A 17,257-nucleotide genomic window follows, 5' to 3' on the forward strand; every position below is an offset into this window, starting at 1 on the left:
ACCTTTATTTATTAATAGAAAGGATTTCCAATATTAGAGACAGACAAATATCACAAATGTAGTCTAGGGGAAAATTATACGGATTAATGCTGTAATCTAGACTATAAACCATTAGTGTTGAATTAGGATGATTAGTATGCAGGCATCAGAAATAGCGTTACTATCTATAATATTGGTATTTCCTTTAGCAGATTTACTCTTAGAGAAATATAGACTTAAAAGTAAAAGTCAAGAATATGTAAAGACGGCAGTGATATTGTGGGTCATCACAGGCTTCTTGTGCTATTGCTTTTTTGGAGGCGAATTAAGCATTCAAGCTCCAGACGGTCTCCCTGCCTCTACTTGGAAGATTTATTTTGCCATTTCTATTTTTATCACATTTCTTGCATATTTTGTATATTTAATCTACTCCATAAATAACAACGAACATATTAGGCAGCAGGTTCTAGGTCAACTACAAAATGGCAGCAATTCTCTTGTCGATCTACTGCCAAAATCACGGAAGGAGCTTTTACTATTCACTTTCCTAGTTTCAGTTACTGCCGGGGTATGTGAGGAGCTGATATTCCGCTGGTATTTGTACAGCTTTCTTGAGCAGCAAACCAATTGGATAGTTGCCATTTTAGGCAGCAGTATGATTTTTGGGTTATGGCATTTCTACCTTGGCTGGAGACATGTTCTTAGAACTGCTATCATTGGCGTCGTCTTTTGCGGTGTATATCTGTACTTTGAGAGTATTGTGGTTGCAATCATTGCCCACATAATAATAGATGTATATTCAGGAGCGATCGCGTTCTATGCGAAAAGCAACTCACACCATGTACCAATCAAGGGCTAAAGCCCAAAAACTACTTACTCAATCTTTTAAATACTCATAGGCGCCATTGCTTTATGTAATTGTATTTTTTAGTAATCGTCAACATGTTGATACTTAGTGTAATGCAAGTTACGTGTTACTTTGTTATCGATTTAAATTTCAGTGCTAGCAAAGTGAAGAAAAACTGGAGTGAATGGAATCGCCCCTCTAAGAGCCATGAATGCTTTTGAGAATTAATGTATACTTAAGGGAAATAAATATTATGAGATTTTAAGGAAGGAAATGAATATAAACATCAGTGTTTTGGGAACATTCTTTATGGTATGGGTCCCCCTAGCGACGACTCTTTCAATTTATCTATGCGCGAGAAAGACAGACACGCCTATCATTGGTTCTATTTTAGGTTTTCTAACCTCATTTATCCCTCCGCTTTCTTTGATATATCTTGCAGTGCTTGTATTGAAGAGCGACATCAATAAATCATCGTAATACCTAAAATTATACGTACGCTGCGTAGCCTGACATTTCTGATCTGCCTGCATATAGATCGCGCACTAAATGTACTGTGACTTTACCGCAGTCGTGGTGGGAATGCCTCTATTTTGTTATGGTGTGGCACACTTTAAGTGTTAAATACAAGATCAGTACAATTCTATGAAAAAGATAGTAATTTCATTCTTAACGTTACTCACCATTTACATATTAGGGTTCTTCACTCAGGCCTTGACCTACTCCCTGCTTGGGATAAAGCTAAACAAGTAGCTATATGCACCCTGGATCAGGCATCTAGAATTAAATAACCCTATAAGATTGTCTTACAACAAAAGCGTAGAGTTCTGGTGTTCTCATCTTGAGGGCTGCAATTATATGGAGCCCAGCTTTTAGCTGGCTACTATGGTATATTGCTGGTAATCCTATACAGGCCAACACCTACCAGTAATAATTTTATGAAACTCGAATTTATTTTACCGAACATGAAGGGTTTATTTTTTATACTGTCCGTTTTATTTATTTCCGGGTGTGCCTCAACCCCAAACATATATGAAAGAAACGCGAAAGCTAACGAACTTGAAGCTCAAGCAGAGGAAGCTAGGGCCCGCAATAACTATTCTACGGCTACACAACTAGCCAGAAAGGCCGAGAACCTAAGAGAAAAAGACATTATCAACAAAGAGGATATCGTTGCAGATATTTTCTCCGGGCTTTTTCGGCGATTGCTGGGAGGAAGTTCCAAGAGTGACAAAAATGCTTGGCAATAAAGCAACGCACTAGTACATATCGTTGTCAGCAAGCGCTAGGTAGTTCACTTGATAAAGTACCTACCTGTATTAATTTTTGCTATTTCACCTGCTATAGCGCATACAGCTCAAGATCTCTATGCCGAGATTCTAAACACAAGAGTAAGCGGAAGTTTAATTAGCCCCTTCAAAGAATTTTCGCTGCAAATTTCCCTCACACCAGATGATAATTCCGTTAGTTATATCGACCTCAGTATTGATGAACGACCCGTGAAGATATCCCTCCCTGAAAAATTCAATGTAAGAAATGTATTGTTATCTTCTCTCGAGATCACTCATAGTCCGATACATGCACCAAATGCGGGGGCTGATGGTATAATCGGAGTTGGGCCGGCTTATCTTAAAATCAAATATCGTTACTATTCAGCTGAGTACTGTGAATCTGGAACAGGCGAGATTTCAATATCCACGAGAATGGATACCTTAGTATACGAGGTTGATGGCGAGTGTTTAGATAATTCACTAGCCTAAAAAACATCCAACACTACTGCACAGCTAAAAGTATACTTCACTCTGGACTGGCTACCGGTTAGTGTAGTGATAACTATGAACCCGAAAGCTGCCCTAATCGTTTACAGGCCAAACTACCGGAAGACCCGTGCTCCCTATACTCTCTATAGAAAACCTGCAATGCCGCTACGGTGAGCAGGTAGTTATCGAATCGGTTTCCTTTGCTTTACAAGCGGGAGAAATTGCCTGTTTGTTGGGCCCTAGCGGCTGCGGTAAGACAACTCTGCTACATGCCATTGCCGGCTTCCAGCCAATCGCTGAGGGGAATATTCAGCTATCTGGAGAAGTAATCTCTTCTCCTGAATTACAGGTTCCCGCAGAACAACGGAATATTGGGGTGGTATTTCAGGACTACGCCCTCTTCCCACACCTTACCGTTGAACAGAATATTGCCTTCGGTATCCAGTCAATGCCGAAAAGCAAGCGGCAATCCCGCACCCAGTCTTTGCTAAAGTTAGTGCGCTTGGAAGGTTTCGGGCAACAGTACCCACACCAGCTCTCTGGGGGGCAGCAGCAGCGTGTCGCTCTGGCTCGGGCACTGGCACCGCGCCCCAAGCTGTTACTCCTGGATGAACCCTTCTCCAACCTGGATACCGAGTTGCGCCGCAGTCTCGCCGCCGAAGTCCGCCATATACTGCGCGAAGAGAAGATCCCTGCAATTATTGTTACCCACGACCGCCATGAGGCTTTTATTGCCGGAGATAAGCTGGGAGTACTCAGCCAAGGCCAATTACAGCAGTGGGACAGCCCTCAAGACACTTATCAAACACCTAGAAACTTGGCAGTTGCAAGGATTGTTAGTGAAGGGAATATCATTTCCGGTACTGTTGTGGGCAATGGCCTGATCAGTACCCCTCTAGGGGAAGTGAAGGTGCCGACAGCCGCATACGAAAGTGGAGATCAGCTCGAACTGTTTGTGCGCAGTGAGGATGTTGCCGCAGGCGAACATCCCGGTGCTGTGATGGCTCAGGTTGTGGAAAAGAATTTTCTCGGCAACCAGGTGAGCTATCGCTTTCAGCTAGCCGCAGGGGAAACTGTCGAGGCCGCTTTGAATGCAGATGTTCAAGCGGCTCCCGGTGATAAACTTCCCCTGCACCTTTCCTCTGCTCTGGTGTTTGACCAGGCCCGATAAAAGCTATCAGGACAGGGCGGGCGCTTCTGAGTCCGCCACGGCTGTGCGCTCCTCACCTCTGCGCCAACCAATGGAACGGCTTAGTAAAATCACCGGTATCAATCCCACCAGGACAATCAATAAAGCCCCCAGGGCCGAGCGCTCCAGCATCTCATCGGAAGCGAACTGATAAACATAAGTCGCCAGGGTGTCAAAGCCAAAGGGGCGCAGTAACAAAGTCGCCGGCAGTTCTTTCATACAATCCACAAAGACCACCAAGCCACCCGTTAGTAGACCTGTACGCACCAAAGGTAGATGTACAGCCCACAGGGTTTGCCAGCTATTGCGTCCCAGGGAGCGGGCAGCGCGATCCATTGAAGGGGTTACTTTCTCCAGACTGGATTCTATGGCCCCTGTGGACACTGCCAGGAAGCGCACCGTGTAGGCAAAAATAATGGCGAAAATACTGCCGCTTAACAGCAGCCCTATGGAGATATCAAAGTGTTCACGTAAAAAACCATCCACCGCATTATCAAAAGCGGCCAGGGGAATCAGGACACCAATCGCCAGTACTGCCCCGGGCATTGCATAACCCAGCTTGGAAAAGCCGACCAAGACCCGTACGGATCTTTTGGGTTGCAGTCGCTTACCGTAAGCCAACAGCAGGCCCAGCAGTACAGAGACCAGTGCCGCTGCGATTGACAGTAACAAGCTATTGCTGGCGATCTGTATAAAATCTTCGCTCCAATAACTGGAGAAGTTGCTGAGTGCGTAACCTCCCAGAACCAGCAGGGGAATAATAAAACCGGCCACCAACAGTAACCCGCAGAACAATAGGGCTACACCGGATCGCCAGCCGCGCAAATCATAGCGTTCACGCTGGGAATTTGGCGATTGTACAAAGTGCTTCTGTCTCGCCCGCCCCATTCGCTCCAGCGTAATTAACAGAACAACAAAAATCAGAGTGCTACAGGCAATTTGCGCCGCGCCTCCTAAATTGCCGTGGCTCAACCAGGTATCGTAAATTCCGACACTCAAGGTGCGTACGGCAAAGAAGTCCACTGTGCCGAAATCATTCAGGGTTTCCATCAATACCAGTGATAAACCCACCGCAATTGCCGGGCGTGCCATTGGCAGGGATACGCGCAAGAAGCTCTGCCAAGGCGTACAGCCCAATGACCGGCTCGCGGCACGTATACTGCCGCACTGCTCGATAAAGGCTGCTCGCGCGAGCATATAGACATAAGGGAAGAGCACCAGTGACAGCATGGCAATCGCCCCACCCATGCTACGGATCTCCGGGAACCAGTAATCCCTGGCTGTCTGCCAACCAAACCAGGCGCGCAGGGACTTTTGCACAGGGCCCGCATATTCCAGCAAGTCCGTGTAAACGTAGGCAATCACATAGGCGGGAACAGCAAACGGCAATAACAGCCCCCACTCAAACAAACGACGCCCGGGAAACTGGCACATGCTCACCAGCCAGGCACTGCCCACGCCTGTTATCAGTGTTACCAAACCGACACCGCCAGCCAGAATCAATGTGGAGGACACATAGTGAAACAACACCGTGTCCACCAGGTGCGGCCAGATATTTTCTTCAGGGAAAAATGCCAACCAAAAAATGGATAGCACTGGCAGAGCTACTAGAAGGGAGATAGTAGCTACCAATAGCAGCCAGCGGGAAGCTGATAAGTTGGCTCGGTTTAGCATGGATTAAGGAATCAAAAGCTCATTATAAAAGAACGGCCCTGGTCTCTCGACAGGGCCGTTCGAATAAGGCTGAGATAGTGCTGTCAATTTACTCGGCAGCAATTCCCATTCAGTTAACCATTCTAAAAGTCAAAGCGTACTTCATCAACCATGCGGGAAGCCGCTGGAACGTAGGAGCCGATCTCCGTGAGACTCAGATCGTCTTCTTTAAACTCACCCATATACTCCTTAATCAATTCAGAGCGGGCAGTGCCAGGGCGTACCGGGAACTCAAAGTTTTTCTCAGCGTAAGAGTATTGAGCATCGGCGCCGCTGAGGAATTCCAGCAGCTTAACGGCATTTTCACGGTTAGGGGCGTGCTTGGTCAGCGCCGCACCGGAAATAAACATATGGGTACCGCGATCTTTCTGGTTAGGGAAGACCAGGTTTACAGACTTGGCCCAATCCACCTGCTCCGGCTGCTCCTTATTGGTAATCATTTTACCGAAGTAGTAGCTGTTACCCAGGGAAAGGTCGCAGACACCTTCGCTAATAGCTTTAACCTGAGCGCGGTCATTACCCTGGGGCTTACGCGCCAGATTCGCTTTCACACCTTGCAGCCACTCTTTGGTTTCTGCTTCACCGTGATGGGCGATCATGGAGGCGATCAGGGACAGGGTATAGGGGTGCTTGCCGCTACGAGTACAGATTCGGCCCTTCCACTTAGGGTCTACCAACTCTTCGTAGCGAGTAATTTCACCGGGCTTAACGCGGTCTTTGGAGGCGTAGATCAAACGCGCCCGAGTGGTCAGGCCGAACCAGTTGCCGGCCTTATCGCGAAATTGTGATGGGATATTGTCTTCCAGGATTTCACTGCTTACCGGTTGGGTCAGCTGCTTATTAAGCAGATCCATCAGGCTGCTGGTATTGGAAGTCAGGACTAGGTCAGCGGGGCTATTGCGTCCTTCCCTTTGCAAACGCTCGTTCAAGCCTTTGCTGGCGTAGACCACTTTGGCCTCAATACCGGTTTTTTCGGTGAACTCCTTTAAGATCGGCTCTATAAGGAAAGGCTGTCGGTAAGAGTAGATATTTACCTGCTCGGCCGCACTGGCACCCACAGCACCCAACAAGCCGGCTACAGCCAGCACTTTTTGAAATAGAGCTCTGGTAGACATTATCGTAGATCACCCTTGGATTAAACGAGAAACATTCTCATTTGATTTAATGGCAATGTCAATAAAAATACATATGTCCTAAGGCGATAAGGCAAAGTCGTCAATTTCCTCCTATGCTTAGGCTTGATACCGCCACCCATAGAGGTCCTATGTACCGCTTTGGTCCTTTAATAGCACTGATCTTTGTCCTCTGCAGCTGTGGGGGCCCGAAGGACTCCAAGTCACCTGCAACCCCTCCTGCAGATGAGTCGGCTACCAGCGCCATGAAGGAGCCCATTGCCCCACAGGGCAAAGGAGCGGAAGCGGAAAAGAAAGCTGCAGCTATATGCACCCCGGAATGGTTTGCCTGGGTTCAACAGCAAGTGCTTGCCCAGCAAAATGGCGATATGGCGAAACTATACCCATCCGGCATGCCAACTACCGGTAGTGAGGAGTGGTTCACAGCCATCACCCGGCTCAGCGGAGCCAATACCAACGGTCTCAAACCCGGAGGCATGGAGTGGTGCGAGGCTATCCAGAAGCATCTTACCGAGGGCAGTCCACAAAACCCGTTGTAAGTGCCTGGAGACCAAACGCAGACGCATCAGTTTTTATTTTACAGTTTGGAAATACCGATCGCTCGGTTAAGGGAAGATTTGATTCATAGGATACTGCGATTTAGCAAATAGACAGCGAGGTAATAGCACCATGCAGCCTATCAGCAAGTTGTTGCTGGCCTTTATCGCCGCAACAGCACTACCCTATGCACTCGCCAAAGAAAAGCCCCCACCCGGAGCTATGGCCCTTTCCACCGTATTGACCAAATTGGAACAGCAGGGCTACACCCCAATTGTTGAGGTCGATCTGGACAAGGGTAAGTGGAAGATTGAGGCCTATAAGGGTGACCAGAAGTACGACTTGCACGTAGACCCCAACTCTGCGGAAGTTTTGTCGGAAAAACCGGACAACGATTAAGGATTAGCGTCCTCATTCCGAGCTATCCTGCCAGGGCCGGCTGCCAAAGCCGGCCCTAACCTATTCTGCTTGAACATAGTGATGTAATCCGCGCCATAAATTGCGATGGCAAAACAAACTTGGCCATACCCCGGATAAAATTTGTTATCCGATCATCAAAGGAATTTACCGGATTGGTCAATCACTCCGATTCAATTTCGTTTAGTCTTTCTGAGATCAACGCCACAGGATAATAAAATGACAACACATACCCTGACCCGGCAGGATGCAGACAAAGCGGTACTGCAAAACTATCTGGACAAACAGCGCAGCGCCTACCTGGCCGACTCGGCTCCCAGCTATCAGCAACGTGTGCAGGATCTTAAAACCCTTGCCCAGCTCCTGCGTGAACAGCAGGAGCCCATTATCCAGGCAATCAGTAACGACTACGGCAATCGAGCCAGGGAAGAGATATTGCTCTACGATATCTACCCAGCGCTCTCCGGTATTAAAGAGACTATCAAGCGCTTAAAGAAGTGGATGAAGCCCAGAGGGCGCCATACAGATTTTAAATCCTATCCCCTTTCTAAAAATCGTGTGGTCCCACAACCTCTGGGGGTAATCGGTGTCATAGTGCCGTGGAACTTCCCAATAAACTTAAGCTTTTCACCACTGACCAATATTTTCGCCGCAGGCAATCAGGCGATGGTCAAGATGTCCACCAATTCCAAGCACCTTGCAGAATTACTCAGTAACGTCTGTGAACAATACTTCCCGGAAGAAAAGCTGGTTTTTGTTCCCGATGCCGATGAAATAGGCCCGGTATTTTCCAGCCTTAAATTCGATCACTTAATCTTTACCGGCTCCAGTAATACCGGCCGTGCAGTAATGCGCTCCGCCGCAGAAAACCTGACTCCAGTCACATTGGAGCTTGGTGGTAAATCACCGGCAATTGTTGGCCCGGATTACCCGGTTAAGAAAGCCGCCGAGCAACTAATTTACTGGAAGCTGGTAAACGCCGGGCAGATCTGTGTCAACGTGGATTATCTTTTCTTGCCGGAGGAGCATCTCGAAGAGTTTATCGAGCACGCAAAACATTATGTTCAGAAGCGCTACCCCGACTTAGATGGCCAGGATTACACTTCTATTATCGACGACACATCCTACCAGCGAATCTGGGCAACCCTGGATGACGCCAAGGCTAAGGGTGCTAATGCCATAGATTTAAGTGCTGGCAAATTGGATAGGGACAATAAACTGCGAAAATTTCCCCCACATATCCTGACCAACGTAGACAGCGAGATGCTGGCAATGCAGCGTGAGATTTTTGGCCCTCTATTGCCGATTATCACTTACTCCAAGCCAGAGGAAGTTATTGATTATATTAATGCTCGCCCCAGACCCTTGGCGATTTACCCTTATACTCACGACAAAACCTTACAAGATTTATATATCAACAAAGTAATGTCTGGGGGTGTGTCGGTAAATAATTGTGTACTGCACGTTGGCCAGCACGATATTCCATTTGGCGGCGTTGGTGAAAGCGGTATGGGTCACTACCATGGCTACGAGGGGTTTTTAACCTTCTCTAAACTTCGCCCCATCTTCTATCAGGGCCCAATCGATCTATTAAAATTACTGCGGCCTCCCTATGGCAAACTCTCAACCCGTGTTATCGATTTTATGCTAAAACTTACCCGCTAGTATTTTTATGGCCCGGCTACACCCTGTAGCTGGGCCATCCACTGCTATAATCGCGCTCAGGTAAGACCGAAATCACTACAGCCCGCTGGCACTGCGATAATCCCTAGTCCAAACTAAAACTATGGCTTGTTAGCAGTATGGAGCCGTAGATGATTTTTCTTACCGCCATAGCTTTAGTTGGCAATCTCACTAACCCAATCCCCCCCGGCCTCGATCCCAATAAACCCGCCCCCATCTACGACAGCCCCGACCTTTACGGAGCAGAACCCTCGGTCATTGCCTTGGACTTATCCACTATTAAAGCGAAACTGCATGGTCTTGGGTTTAATCCCATCACGCATATCGAATTTGTGGGCGGAAGATGGAAAATCCAGGCGGTCTACGGAGGAGAATTGAGGGCTCTGGAAGTGAATCCGGACAACGGAATAATTATTGCTGACCGGCCAGCCAATTAATCGCTGTTTAAATGTTAAAACTAAACCTCTAAGTCCAAACTGGTCACAAAAATTTACAGTGATATTCAAACATTGGTTTTTAACTAAGGGATCTATTCAGTGAATAGAGTCCCGGTATTGCAATGGTGTCATTCCTTTCCAGCCCCGGTAGGCCCGAATAAATGAATTGGGTTCTTTAAATCCCAGCATAAAAGAAATCTCTCCCAGATGAAGGCTGGATTTGGCGAGGTAGTGATCAGCCAAACTTGATCTAACTCCCTGCAATACTGCCTGGAAGGATTGATTTTCCTCCCCCAGTTTCCGCTGCAAAGTCCTTTTACTGATAGCTAAGCGTTCAGACACCGCTTCGACAGAACTCTCACCGGCCGGTAGTAACTCCATCAATACTGAACCTACCCGCTCTCCCATTGTGGCTTCGCTATCCAGATCCTTGAGCTGTTGACTCAATTTACCTTCAAAGAAATCCCACATAGGGGCATTGGCAGTCAGAAATAGCTTTTGTGCATCTTGCGCTGAGAAACAAATTCTCACCCGGTCTGACTGCTTAATTGAACAACCAAAAAACTCCCGATAAGGCGTTTGATCTTCAGGCAGCTGCGGTAGTGCCAATTCCAATGGTTGAATTTCCTCCCGGGTTCCCAACCGAGCAAGGCGGATATAGAAAATTAATTCGCTCAGGCCCAAAGCTTCAGGGATATTTCCATCACTTCCATAGCACTCTAAATTGAGCTTGGTGTACTCATCAGTAATATCCAAGTGCAATTCCATGGGGCCGATCAATGGTTTGTATTGCTGTATCCGCAGTAGAGCTTGATTCAGATTTGCGCTGCACAGGCTCGCAAATATGGGAGGGTCAAACGACTCAGCCGAAAGGTGCTCCGCTAGTAAAAGCGGTAATGGCCGATCCTTAGAGGCCTGATCGATACCACACCAGAAACGGAAATATTCCACCGGCGTGAGTGTCACAGCCTCCCGCTGTAACAGATCCGCAGGTAACCCGGCATAGGCAAGAGACAGCGCTGTATCGATATTCATATCGTGTAATATCAACTTCCAGCTGGGAGGTACCAGGAATTTCGCTGCACGTTTGATCATTACCGGACCTGCCTGCAATTAAGACTTTTCCATCGTCTGACGGGAAAACTTCAGTACCATTTTACGGGGCAGTAAAGGCATTATCCAATTCAGAAACAACTTGAGCCGTGTCTCATTAAAAGCAATCAGATCTCCCCGCTCCATTGCCTGATAGCCACATCTGGCAACAGACTCAGCCGAGCGGGCATTTTTCCAAATATCGACACCCTGAAGATCACCAGCGGCCACAAACCCTGTTGCAACAGCACCGGGGCACAAAGCCGTTACTGTTACACCTGTGCCTTTCAATTCCTCAGCCAGTGCCTGGCTAAATGAAGTTACATAGGCTTTAGTTGCGTAGTAAACCGCCTGTAAAGGGCCGGGAATAAAAGAGGCTGTAGATGAAACATTAAGAATATGTCCACTATTGCGGCCAACCATCCCCTTTAAATACAGGTGGGTGAGATTGGTAAGGGAAACCATATTCACCTGCATCATACCCTGCTCAGCTTCCAAATCCCTCTGATGGAAAAGACCATGACCACCAAAACCCGCATTGTTAATTAGAGTGCCAATCTCCACACCCTCACTTTGGGTTCGCTCAAAAATTCTCTGCGCGGACATAGGGTCAGAAAGGTCCTCGGCAATAACCATTGCCTGGATACCAAACTCCTTCTCCAGCTGCTGTTTGAGTGCTGAAAGCTTCCCTTCAGACCGAGCAACCAGAACCAAGTTTCCACCCTTAGATGCATGTACCCTGGCCAGTTCAAGGCCGATGCCACCAGAGGCCCCAGTAATAAGTGCCGTTTCCATCTATCTGTCTCCCAAGCGTTAATCTTGAAATCAGTATATGATCAGAAGGCGCCAACTAAGAATCCGATGATGCCAAGTGGCTATCCAAGTATGCCAAAAACCATATTGGTAGTTCTTCCATCAAATGGGAAATTAATCAGTCCGCTTTGAGTCCATAAACGGGCTGGATAAAGTCAGCTCTGTTCCACACCAGTAACAATTGGCCCTTTGCTTTCTCACCTTATGGCCACAAGAAGGGCACTCTTTCAGGTTACCAGTGGATATTTTTCCATCGCGCTTACCATCTCGCAGATCAATCTGCCCCATCTTTTCAATAAGTTCGGCCTCGGTAACCCCTAATTTTTCCGATAAAAGCTCCCACATAGCCTGATTCGCCAACACTAATGTATCTATGCGCCCCTGAATATCACCGACTTCCAGTTCCAGGTTAGCGGCCATCTGCTTTGCATTTTGAGCTCGATATCTCGCATCATCGATTTCTCGCTGCTGAAAATAATCCCAAATAGTGTCTAACATTTATTTCACCTCACCTTACAAATCAGGAAAAAATGGATCAAATATGCATTTACGATTTTCGTTTAATCAAAATTATTAACAGATATATCAAACCAAATAGTGTCCCAAATGGAAAAGAGCCAGTCCAAATCAGTGAGAGTATTAAAGAATACCAAAACAACCACTTAGTTCGAAAAGACGATAAAAACAAAGCAGTACAGGAAATCAACAAGCCTGGAGCAGACAATAGACCTCCTATAACAAAATTAGAGAGGGATTGGCTCATCATGCCTACCATTACTTCAGGGGATGTATCAAGTGATTGGGCGATCTGAAAAGTTTCCCAAAAACTCAACATCCCCAAATAAAAGAACACAATAATCGGGGTTTGAAGAACAGCACCCAATATAGAAAGAACGCTCCCCAACTTAACCCGCTTCTTCCCCTCCGGGCAAAGCTCACTTTCCGGGGAGCTATATATGCTTTGTTCAAAACTCATTCTTACCTCAGAAAACATCACATCCTTCATCAAGGATTTATAAATTGTGTCCCTTTATTAAAGCCGTAGCGGTTGCCCTAGCAATAAGCTTCCCCTCTTGAAGAAGCTCTCCTTCCAGAAAGCAGACAGTTCCACCTCTAGATACAACTCTGCCAACACCCTCAACTGGCCCCACTTTAGCTGGGCGAACAAATTGAGTCTTTAGCTCTAGTGTCGGAGCAAACTGACCAATATTCAGCGAAAATACAAGTGCAGGACCCATTACGTCGTCGAGCATTGCACACAGAAACCCACCCTGTATTGTTCCCGCAGGGTTTAAGAATGACTCCCTGGCAAAAAATCGGGCTTTCATCTCCATTTTTTCACGTGAATAGCTTATTAACTCAAATCCCAGAGTTTTCGCACACTCAGGTACTGGCAGATCTCCCGACTCGACCATTTCGTAGATATCCATATTTCCGCACCGATTCCATTCTATGTTTGTTATTTCAACTTAAGTCAGATTCACCATCACTTACCAGCCCTGCTCCACTCGATTTTGCTGCTGCCCTGTATCACACCAAGTTCCAGCAGTTAAGTGCTCTCATCTACGCCAATTCACACCTTGGATAAATCTGCCCCCAGTAAACCACTTTCCACAAGGCAAAAAAAAAGCCCCGCAATTGCGGGGCTTTTTAGATAGGCTTTAAGGCCGGCTTACATCATGCCACCCATACCGCCCATGCCACCCATACCGCTCATGTCAGGAGCAGCCGGCTTGTCTTCCGGGATTTCTGCAACCATGGCTTCGGTGGTGATCATCAGGCCAGCGATAGAAGCTGCCGCTTGCAGAGCAGAGCGGGTTACTTTAGCTGGGTCCAGGATACCCATTTCCAGCATATCGCCGTACTCACCAGTAGCAGCGTTGTAACCGAAGTTGCCTTCGCCTTGCTTGATCTTGTCAACAACTACGGAAGCTTCGTCACCAGCGTTGGAAACGATTTGACGCAGAGGCATTTCCATAGCGCGCAGGGCTGCAGCGATGCCGTGGTTCTGGTCTTCGTTGTCGCCAGTTACAGATATAACCTGGGTAGCGCGAACCAGTGCGGTACCACCGCCAGGTACTACGCCTTCCTCTACTGCGGCGCGGGTAGCGTGCAGCGCGTCTTCAACGCGGGCTTTCTTCTCTTTCATTTCTACTTCAGTAGCGGCGCCTACTTTGATTACCGCAACACCGCCAGCCAGCTTGGCTACGCGCTCTTGCAGCTTCTCTTTGTCGTAGTCGGAAGAGGACTCTTCGATCTGTGCACGGATCTGGCTAACGCGAGCTTCGATGTCTTTAACATTGCCAGCGCCGTCAACGATTACAGTGTTTTCTTTGGACAGGGTTACGCGCTTAGCAGTACCCAGGTGCTCCAGAGTGGTACCTTCCAGCTCCAGGCCAACTTCTTCAGAAATCACGGTGCCGCCAGTCAGGATAGCGATGTCCTGCAGCATGGCTTTACGACGGTCGCCGAAACCAGGTGCTTTAACAGCAGCAACTTTAACGATGCCGCGCATGCTGTTTACTACCAGAGTTGCCAGTGCTTCGCCTTCTACGTCTTCAGCGATGATCAGCAGCGGCTTGGAAGCTTTAGCTACTTGCTCCAGCAGGGGCAGCAGGTCGCGGATGTTGGAGATTTTCTTGTCTACCAGCAGGATGAACGGATTGTCCAGCTCGGCAGTCATGTTCTCTTGGTTGGTGATGAAGTAAGGAGACAGGTAGCCGCGGTCGAACTGCATGCCTTCTACTACGTCCAGCTCGTTTTCCAGGCCGGAACCTTCTTCAACAGTGATAACGCCTTCTTTGCCAACTTTTTCCATGGCTTCAGCGATGATGGTACCAACGCTCTCGTCGCTGTTAGCGGAAATAGTACCTACCTGAGCGATAGACTTGGTGTCAGCGCAAGGAGTGGACAGGCCAGCGATGTGATCAACAGCTGCGATTACCGCTTTGTCGATACCGCGCTTCAGGTCCATAGGGTTGAAGCCAGCGGCTACGGATTTCAGACCTTCAGTTACGATAGCCTGAGCCAGAACGGTAGCGGTAGTGGTGCCGTCACCGGCAGTGTCAGAAGCTTTGGAAGCGACTTCTTTAACCATCTGCGCGCCCATGTTCTCGAACTTGTCTTGCAGTTCGATTTCCTTGGCTACGGAAACACCGTCTTTGGTTACGGTAGGAGCGCCGAAGGACTTGTCCAGAACTACGTTGCGGCCTTTGGGACCCAGGGTAGTTTTTACAGCGTCTGCCAGGATGTTTACGCCTTTCAGCATTTTCTGACGAGCGTCGTCACCGAAAATTACGTCTTTAGCTGCCATGATTCTTATTCCTCAAATTCTTTTTGCGAGTAAAGTTAAAGGCTGGCCTTAGCCTTCCAACACGCCGTAGATGTCACCTTCGCTCATGATGATCAGCTCTTCGCCTTCCACCTTGAGGGTATTGCTGTCGGCATAGCGACCGAAAACAACAGTGTCACCTACCTTCACAGACAGTGCGCGAACATCGCCATTGTCCAGCTGCTTGCCCTCACCCACGGCTACCACTTCACCTTGGTTCGGCTTTTCTTTGGCAGCGCCTGGCAGCACGATACCGCCAGCTGACATCGCTTCTTCTTCCTTACGGCGTACTACGACGCGGTCGTGTAAAGGACGAATTTTCATGGATAAGTTCTCCATTGAGTCGTTTTAATGGTTTCCAACATGGGCGGCACTGGCCCTTTGGGCCGGTAACCTCACCCCTCTCTGATCCTCAGAGGCGGGGCTTAATTCTCAGTTGAACCCTATCTATGGGCGGGAATAAGGATTTCAACACCATCAGGTGAAAAAACTGCAAAGCAAATTCTCATCACTGACATTTTGTATATTTTTTAACCCAATCAGGACTTGGGGCGCTTATCTTCAACGGAGTGTTGACTCTCTCCGGGGCGCTTCTCATCTTTCGAATACTCCCCCTCGATAATGTCATCGCCTCGCTTGTGATTTGGCGACTGGTTAAAATTCTGCGGAGGAACCACTTTGACGTGGCGAAGGATAAAACCGAGCAACAGGTTCCTGAGCCCCGGTATCAGGCAGATAAAGCCGAAGAAATCAGTGATAAAGCCCGGGGTGAGCAACAGCACACCACCCACCGCGAGGAATATCCCCTCAACCATCTCTTTGGCGGGAATATTTCCAGCCTGCATCTTCTCCTGGGCCCGCATCAGGGTAGAGATTCCCTGGCGGCGAAGCAGTGTCACTCCTACTACTGCGGTCAAAATGACCAGGCCGATCGTTGGCAGGGCGCCAATTTCACTGCCTACGGCAATCAACACCCACATTTCGAGTACAGGTAGGGCTATAAATAGAAGTAATAATGGGCGCATTGCGGAAATTCCTAGTTAACCAGCTTCGCTGAGAGCCGGGGCGATCACGGTTTTTTCAATATGCTGTAGTAAATGGAGTGGGGAGGCAAATTATTCAAGGGCGCCTTATTCCACCCCACAGTAACTGGAGAGAGGAAGGATTGAATGGCAAGCGAGCAACAGGATGCTATAGAAGTGCCAGCCATCGGACGCAGTCGCCACTTAGTGGACGATATATTGGCGAAAGCGGACATTCAAATTAACGGGGAAAGACCCTGGGACCTGCAACTTCATCGGGAAGCAGCCCTTGATGAGGTCATCGCCCGGCACAGCTTGGGCCTGGGTGAGTCCTATATGCGCGGCGATTGGGATGTCCAAGACCTGGATCAGTTCTTCCACCGGTTACTCAGTGCTGAGATTCATCACAGTATCAAGAACTGGCGCTACTTTTGGCGCGCCACACGCAGCTATCTGGTGAATCTACAAAGCAAAAACCGCTCGTTTAATGTGGGAGAGCAACACTACGACCTGGGCAACGAATTCTATAGTGCCATGCTCGACAATCGGCTTACGTACAGCTGCGGCTATTGGAAGGAGGCTGAAACCCTCGACCAAGCCCAGGAAGCCAAGCTGGACCTGATTTGCCGCAAGCTGGAATTGAAACCCGGGATGCGCTTGCTGGATATTGGCTGTGGCTGGGGCAGCCTGGTTAGCTATGCCGCGCAAAAGTATCAAGTGGAGTGTGTAGGGATTACGATTTCCCGAGAGCAAAAAGCCTATGTGACAGAGCGCTATGGTGAACTGCCAATTACTGTTCGCCTTCAGGACTATCGAGAACTCAAAGAACCTTTTGACCGCATTGCCAGCGTAGGGATGTTTGAGCATGTCGGCCGCAAGAACTACCGAAAATTTATGGAAACAGCAGCGCGCTGTCTGAACAAAGATGGGTTGATGATGTTACATACGATCGGCAACAACCAGCGCACCGCATCTACGGACTTGTGGACAGAAAAATATATATTCCCAGGTGGTGAGCTACCTTCCGTAGGGCAGCTGGGCGACGCGACCGATCGCTTGCTAGTGTGCGAAGACCTGCACAACTTTGGATACTACTACGATAAAACCCTGATGGCCTGGCATGAAAACTTTGAGAAAAACTGGCCGCGCTTTGCCGATCGCTACGGCCAGCGCTTCTACAGGATGTGGCGCTACTATCTACTATCTTACGCCGGTGCATTCCGGGGGCGCACACTTCAGCTATGGCAGCTAATGTATTCGAAGTTCCGCGCCGATGGTGTTACGCGTTTGAGTTAAAGCACTAT

19 protein-coding genes are annotated in these 17,257 nt (G+C 48.3%); 10 read left to right on the forward strand and 9 right to left on the reverse strand.

Going from position 1 to position 17,257, the window contains the following annotated elements; all coding sequences use genetic code 11:
- The first annotated feature begins 136 nt into the window (after positions 1 to 136).
- From ACJJIZ_RS18880 to ACJJIZ_RS18895, 4 genes are all read left to right on the forward strand, one after another.
- Positions 137 to 838: a CPBP family intramembrane glutamic endopeptidase gene (locus ACJJIZ_RS18880; protein ID WP_444914457.1), complete on the forward strand. Its 702-nt coding sequence runs from the start codon at positions 137 to 139 to the stop codon at positions 836 to 838.
- Positions 839 to 1,764: 926 nt separating this feature from the next.
- Entirely contained in the window at positions 1,765 to 2,076 is a 312-nt protein-coding gene (locus tag ACJJIZ_RS18885) for an outer membrane protein assembly factor BamD (RefSeq protein ID WP_444914458.1), read from the forward strand.
- A gap of 48 nt (positions 2,077 to 2,124) precedes the next feature.
- The gene (locus ACJJIZ_RS18890; protein ID WP_444914459.1) at positions 2,125 to 2,586 is read left to right on the forward strand and encodes a hypothetical protein; all 462 of its coding nucleotides are present in this window, start codon (positions 2,125 to 2,127) and stop codon (positions 2,584 to 2,586) included.
- A 127-nt stretch (positions 2,587 to 2,713) separates the two neighbouring features.
- Positions 2,714 to 3,757: an ABC transporter ATP-binding protein gene (locus ACJJIZ_RS18895; protein WP_444914460.1), complete on the forward strand. Its 1,044-nt coding sequence runs from the start codon at positions 2,714 to 2,716 to the stop codon at positions 3,755 to 3,757.
- A gap of 6 nt (positions 3,758 to 3,763) precedes the next feature.
- Here ACJJIZ_RS18895 and ACJJIZ_RS18900 read toward each other — a convergent pair whose 3' ends face one another.
- Positions 3,764 to 5,449, reverse strand: coding sequence for an ABC transporter permease (locus tag ACJJIZ_RS18900; RefSeq protein ID WP_444894865.1), 1,686 nt, complete (start codon positions 5,447 to 5,449; stop codon positions 3,764 to 3,766).
- A 122-nt stretch (positions 5,450 to 5,571) separates the two neighbouring features.
- Positions 5,572 to 6,603: a Fe(3+) ABC transporter substrate-binding protein gene (locus tag ACJJIZ_RS18905; RefSeq protein WP_282931603.1), complete on the reverse strand. Its 1,032-nt coding sequence runs from the start codon at positions 6,601 to 6,603 to the stop codon at positions 5,572 to 5,574.
- Between the two features lie 149 nt (positions 6,604 to 6,752).
- Between ACJJIZ_RS18905 and ACJJIZ_RS18910 the strand changes: the two genes are divergently transcribed.
- From ACJJIZ_RS18910 to ACJJIZ_RS18925, 4 genes are all read left to right on the forward strand, one after another.
- On the forward strand, positions 6,753 to 7,160 hold the full coding sequence (locus ACJJIZ_RS18910) for a hypothetical protein (RefSeq protein ID WP_444914461.1): 408 nt from the start codon (positions 6,753 to 6,755) through the stop codon (positions 7,158 to 7,160).
- A 130-nt stretch (positions 7,161 to 7,290) separates the two neighbouring features.
- Positions 7,291 to 7,557, forward strand: coding sequence for a PepSY domain-containing protein (locus ACJJIZ_RS18915; RefSeq protein ID WP_282931601.1), 267 nt, complete (start codon positions 7,291 to 7,293; stop codon positions 7,555 to 7,557).
- 237 nt (positions 7,558 to 7,794) lie between these two features.
- Positions 7,795 to 9,240 carry a coniferyl aldehyde dehydrogenase gene (locus tag ACJJIZ_RS18920; protein ID WP_444914462.1) on the forward strand — a complete coding sequence of 482 codons (1,446 nt, stop codon included), beginning with the start codon at positions 7,795 to 7,797 and terminating at the stop codon, positions 9,238 to 9,240.
- A gap of 149 nt (positions 9,241 to 9,389) precedes the next feature.
- The gene (locus ACJJIZ_RS18925) at positions 9,390 to 9,695 is read left to right on the forward strand and encodes a hypothetical protein (RefSeq protein WP_413664728.1); all 306 of its coding nucleotides are present in this window, start codon (positions 9,390 to 9,392) and stop codon (positions 9,693 to 9,695) included.
- Between the two features lie 96 nt (positions 9,696 to 9,791).
- Here ACJJIZ_RS18925 and ACJJIZ_RS18930 read toward each other — a convergent pair whose 3' ends face one another.
- The 3 genes from ACJJIZ_RS18930 to ACJJIZ_RS18940 all read right to left on the reverse strand — a co-directional run bounded on the left by ACJJIZ_RS18930 (position 9,792) and on the right by ACJJIZ_RS18940 (position 12,098).
- Complete coding sequence (locus ACJJIZ_RS18930; RefSeq protein WP_444914463.1) at positions 9,792 to 10,790, reverse strand: AraC family transcriptional regulator; 999 nt, start codon at positions 10,788 to 10,790, stop codon at positions 9,792 to 9,794.
- 18 nt (positions 10,791 to 10,808) lie between these two features.
- Positions 10,809 to 11,582 (reverse strand): SDR family NAD(P)-dependent oxidoreductase, encoded by a 774-nt coding sequence (locus ACJJIZ_RS18935; RefSeq protein WP_444914464.1) that lies wholly within the window; start codon positions 11,580 to 11,582, stop codon positions 10,809 to 10,811.
- A 132-nt stretch (positions 11,583 to 11,714) separates the two neighbouring features.
- Positions 11,715 to 12,098 (reverse strand): zinc ribbon domain-containing protein, encoded by a 384-nt coding sequence (locus ACJJIZ_RS18940; RefSeq protein ID WP_444894721.1) that lies wholly within the window; start codon positions 12,096 to 12,098, stop codon positions 11,715 to 11,717.
- Between the two features lie 32 nt (positions 12,099 to 12,130).
- Between ACJJIZ_RS18940 and ACJJIZ_RS18945 the strand changes: the two genes are divergently transcribed.
- Positions 12,131 to 12,412: a hypothetical protein gene (locus ACJJIZ_RS18945; protein ID WP_444914465.1), complete on the forward strand. Its 282-nt coding sequence runs from the start codon at positions 12,131 to 12,133 to the stop codon at positions 12,410 to 12,412.
- A 201-nt stretch (positions 12,413 to 12,613) separates the two neighbouring features.
- Here the strand turns inward: ACJJIZ_RS18945 and ACJJIZ_RS18950 are convergent, their stop codons facing one another.
- The 4 genes from ACJJIZ_RS18950 to ACJJIZ_RS18965 all read right to left on the reverse strand — a co-directional run bounded on the left by ACJJIZ_RS18950 (position 12,614) and on the right by ACJJIZ_RS18965 (position 15,956).
- On the reverse strand, positions 12,614 to 13,030 hold the full coding sequence (locus tag ACJJIZ_RS18950) for a PaaI family thioesterase (RefSeq protein WP_444914466.1): 417 nt from the start codon (positions 13,028 to 13,030) through the stop codon (positions 12,614 to 12,616).
- Between the two features lie 242 nt (positions 13,031 to 13,272).
- Positions 13,273 to 14,913, reverse strand: coding sequence for a chaperonin GroEL (gene groL, locus ACJJIZ_RS18955; protein WP_444894876.1), 1,641 nt, complete (start codon positions 14,911 to 14,913; stop codon positions 13,273 to 13,275).
- 48 nt (positions 14,914 to 14,961) lie between these two features.
- Complete coding sequence (locus ACJJIZ_RS18960; protein ID WP_020412315.1) at positions 14,962 to 15,255, reverse strand: co-chaperone GroES; 294 nt, start codon at positions 15,253 to 15,255, stop codon at positions 14,962 to 14,964.
- 215 nt (positions 15,256 to 15,470) lie between these two features.
- Positions 15,471 to 15,956, reverse strand: coding sequence for an FxsA family protein (locus ACJJIZ_RS18965; RefSeq protein ID WP_444914467.1), 486 nt, complete (start codon positions 15,954 to 15,956; stop codon positions 15,471 to 15,473).
- A 144-nt stretch (positions 15,957 to 16,100) separates the two neighbouring features.
- On the opposite strand from ACJJIZ_RS18965, the gene cfa reads away from it, so the two are divergent.
- Positions 16,101 to 17,249, forward strand: a complete 1,149-nt coding sequence (gene cfa / locus ACJJIZ_RS18970) for a cyclopropane fatty acyl phospholipid synthase (protein WP_444914468.1) — start codon at positions 16,101 to 16,103, stop codon at positions 17,247 to 17,249.
- Positions 17,250 to 17,257: the final 8 nt, after the last annotated feature.

Source organism: Microbulbifer maximicatervae (SeqCode) (assembly GCF_052467225.1).

What these genes read in the sequence shown, in the direction of transcription:
- ACJJIZ_RS18945 (WP_444914465.1), top strand. Translation starts at nt 12,131, where the DNA reads ATGGATCAAATATGCATTTACGATTTTCGTTTAATCAAAATTATTAAC.
- ACJJIZ_RS18925 (WP_413664728.1), top strand. Translation starts at nt 9,390, where the DNA reads ATGATTTTTCTTACCGCCATAGCTTTAGTTGGCAATCTCACTAACCCA.
- groL (WP_444894876.1), bottom strand. Translation starts at nt 14,913, where the DNA reads ATGGCAGCTAAAGACGTAATTTTCGGTGACGACGCTCGTCAGAAAATG.
- ACJJIZ_RS18920 (WP_444914462.1), top strand. Translation starts at nt 7,795, where the DNA reads ATGACAACACATACCCTGACCCGGCAGGATGCAGACAAAGCGGTACTG.
- ACJJIZ_RS18885 (WP_444914458.1), top strand. Translation starts at nt 1,765, where the DNA reads ATGAAACTCGAATTTATTTTACCGAACATGAAGGGTTTATTTTTTATA.
- ACJJIZ_RS18880 (WP_444914457.1), top strand. Translation starts at nt 137, where the DNA reads ATGCAGGCATCAGAAATAGCGTTACTATCTATAATATTGGTATTTCCT.
- ACJJIZ_RS18960 (WP_020412315.1), bottom strand. Translation starts at nt 15,255, where the DNA reads ATGAAAATTCGTCCTTTACACGACCGCGTCGTAGTACGCCGTAAGGAA.
- cfa (WP_444914468.1), top strand. Translation starts at nt 16,101, where the DNA reads ATGGCAAGCGAGCAACAGGATGCTATAGAAGTGCCAGCCATCGGACGC.
- ACJJIZ_RS18900 (WP_444894865.1), bottom strand. Translation starts at nt 5,449, where the DNA reads ATGCTAAACCGAGCCAACTTATCAGCTTCCCGCTGGCTGCTATTGGTA.
- ACJJIZ_RS18910 (WP_444914461.1), top strand. Translation starts at nt 6,753, where the DNA reads ATGTACCGCTTTGGTCCTTTAATAGCACTGATCTTTGTCCTCTGCAGC.
- ACJJIZ_RS18965 (WP_444914467.1), bottom strand. Translation starts at nt 15,956, where the DNA reads ATGCGCCCATTATTACTTCTATTTATAGCCCTACCTGTACTCGAAATG.
- ACJJIZ_RS18935 (WP_444914464.1), bottom strand. Translation starts at nt 11,582, where the DNA reads ATGGAAACGGCACTTATTACTGGGGCCTCTGGTGGCATCGGCCTTGAA.
- ACJJIZ_RS18950 (WP_444914466.1), bottom strand. Translation starts at nt 13,030, where the DNA reads ATGGATATCTACGAAATGGTCGAGTCGGGAGATCTGCCAGTACCTGAG.
- ACJJIZ_RS18940 (WP_444894721.1), bottom strand. Translation starts at nt 12,098, where the DNA reads ATGTTAGACACTATTTGGGATTATTTTCAGCAGCGAGAAATCGATGAT.
- ACJJIZ_RS18905 (WP_282931603.1), bottom strand. Translation starts at nt 6,603, where the DNA reads ATGTCTACCAGAGCTCTATTTCAAAAAGTGCTGGCTGTAGCCGGCTTG.
- ACJJIZ_RS18915 (WP_282931601.1), top strand. Translation starts at nt 7,291, where the DNA reads ATGCAGCCTATCAGCAAGTTGTTGCTGGCCTTTATCGCCGCAACAGCA.
- ACJJIZ_RS18930 (WP_444914463.1), bottom strand. Translation starts at nt 10,790, where the DNA reads ATGATCAAACGTGCAGCGAAATTCCTGGTACCTCCCAGCTGGAAGTTG.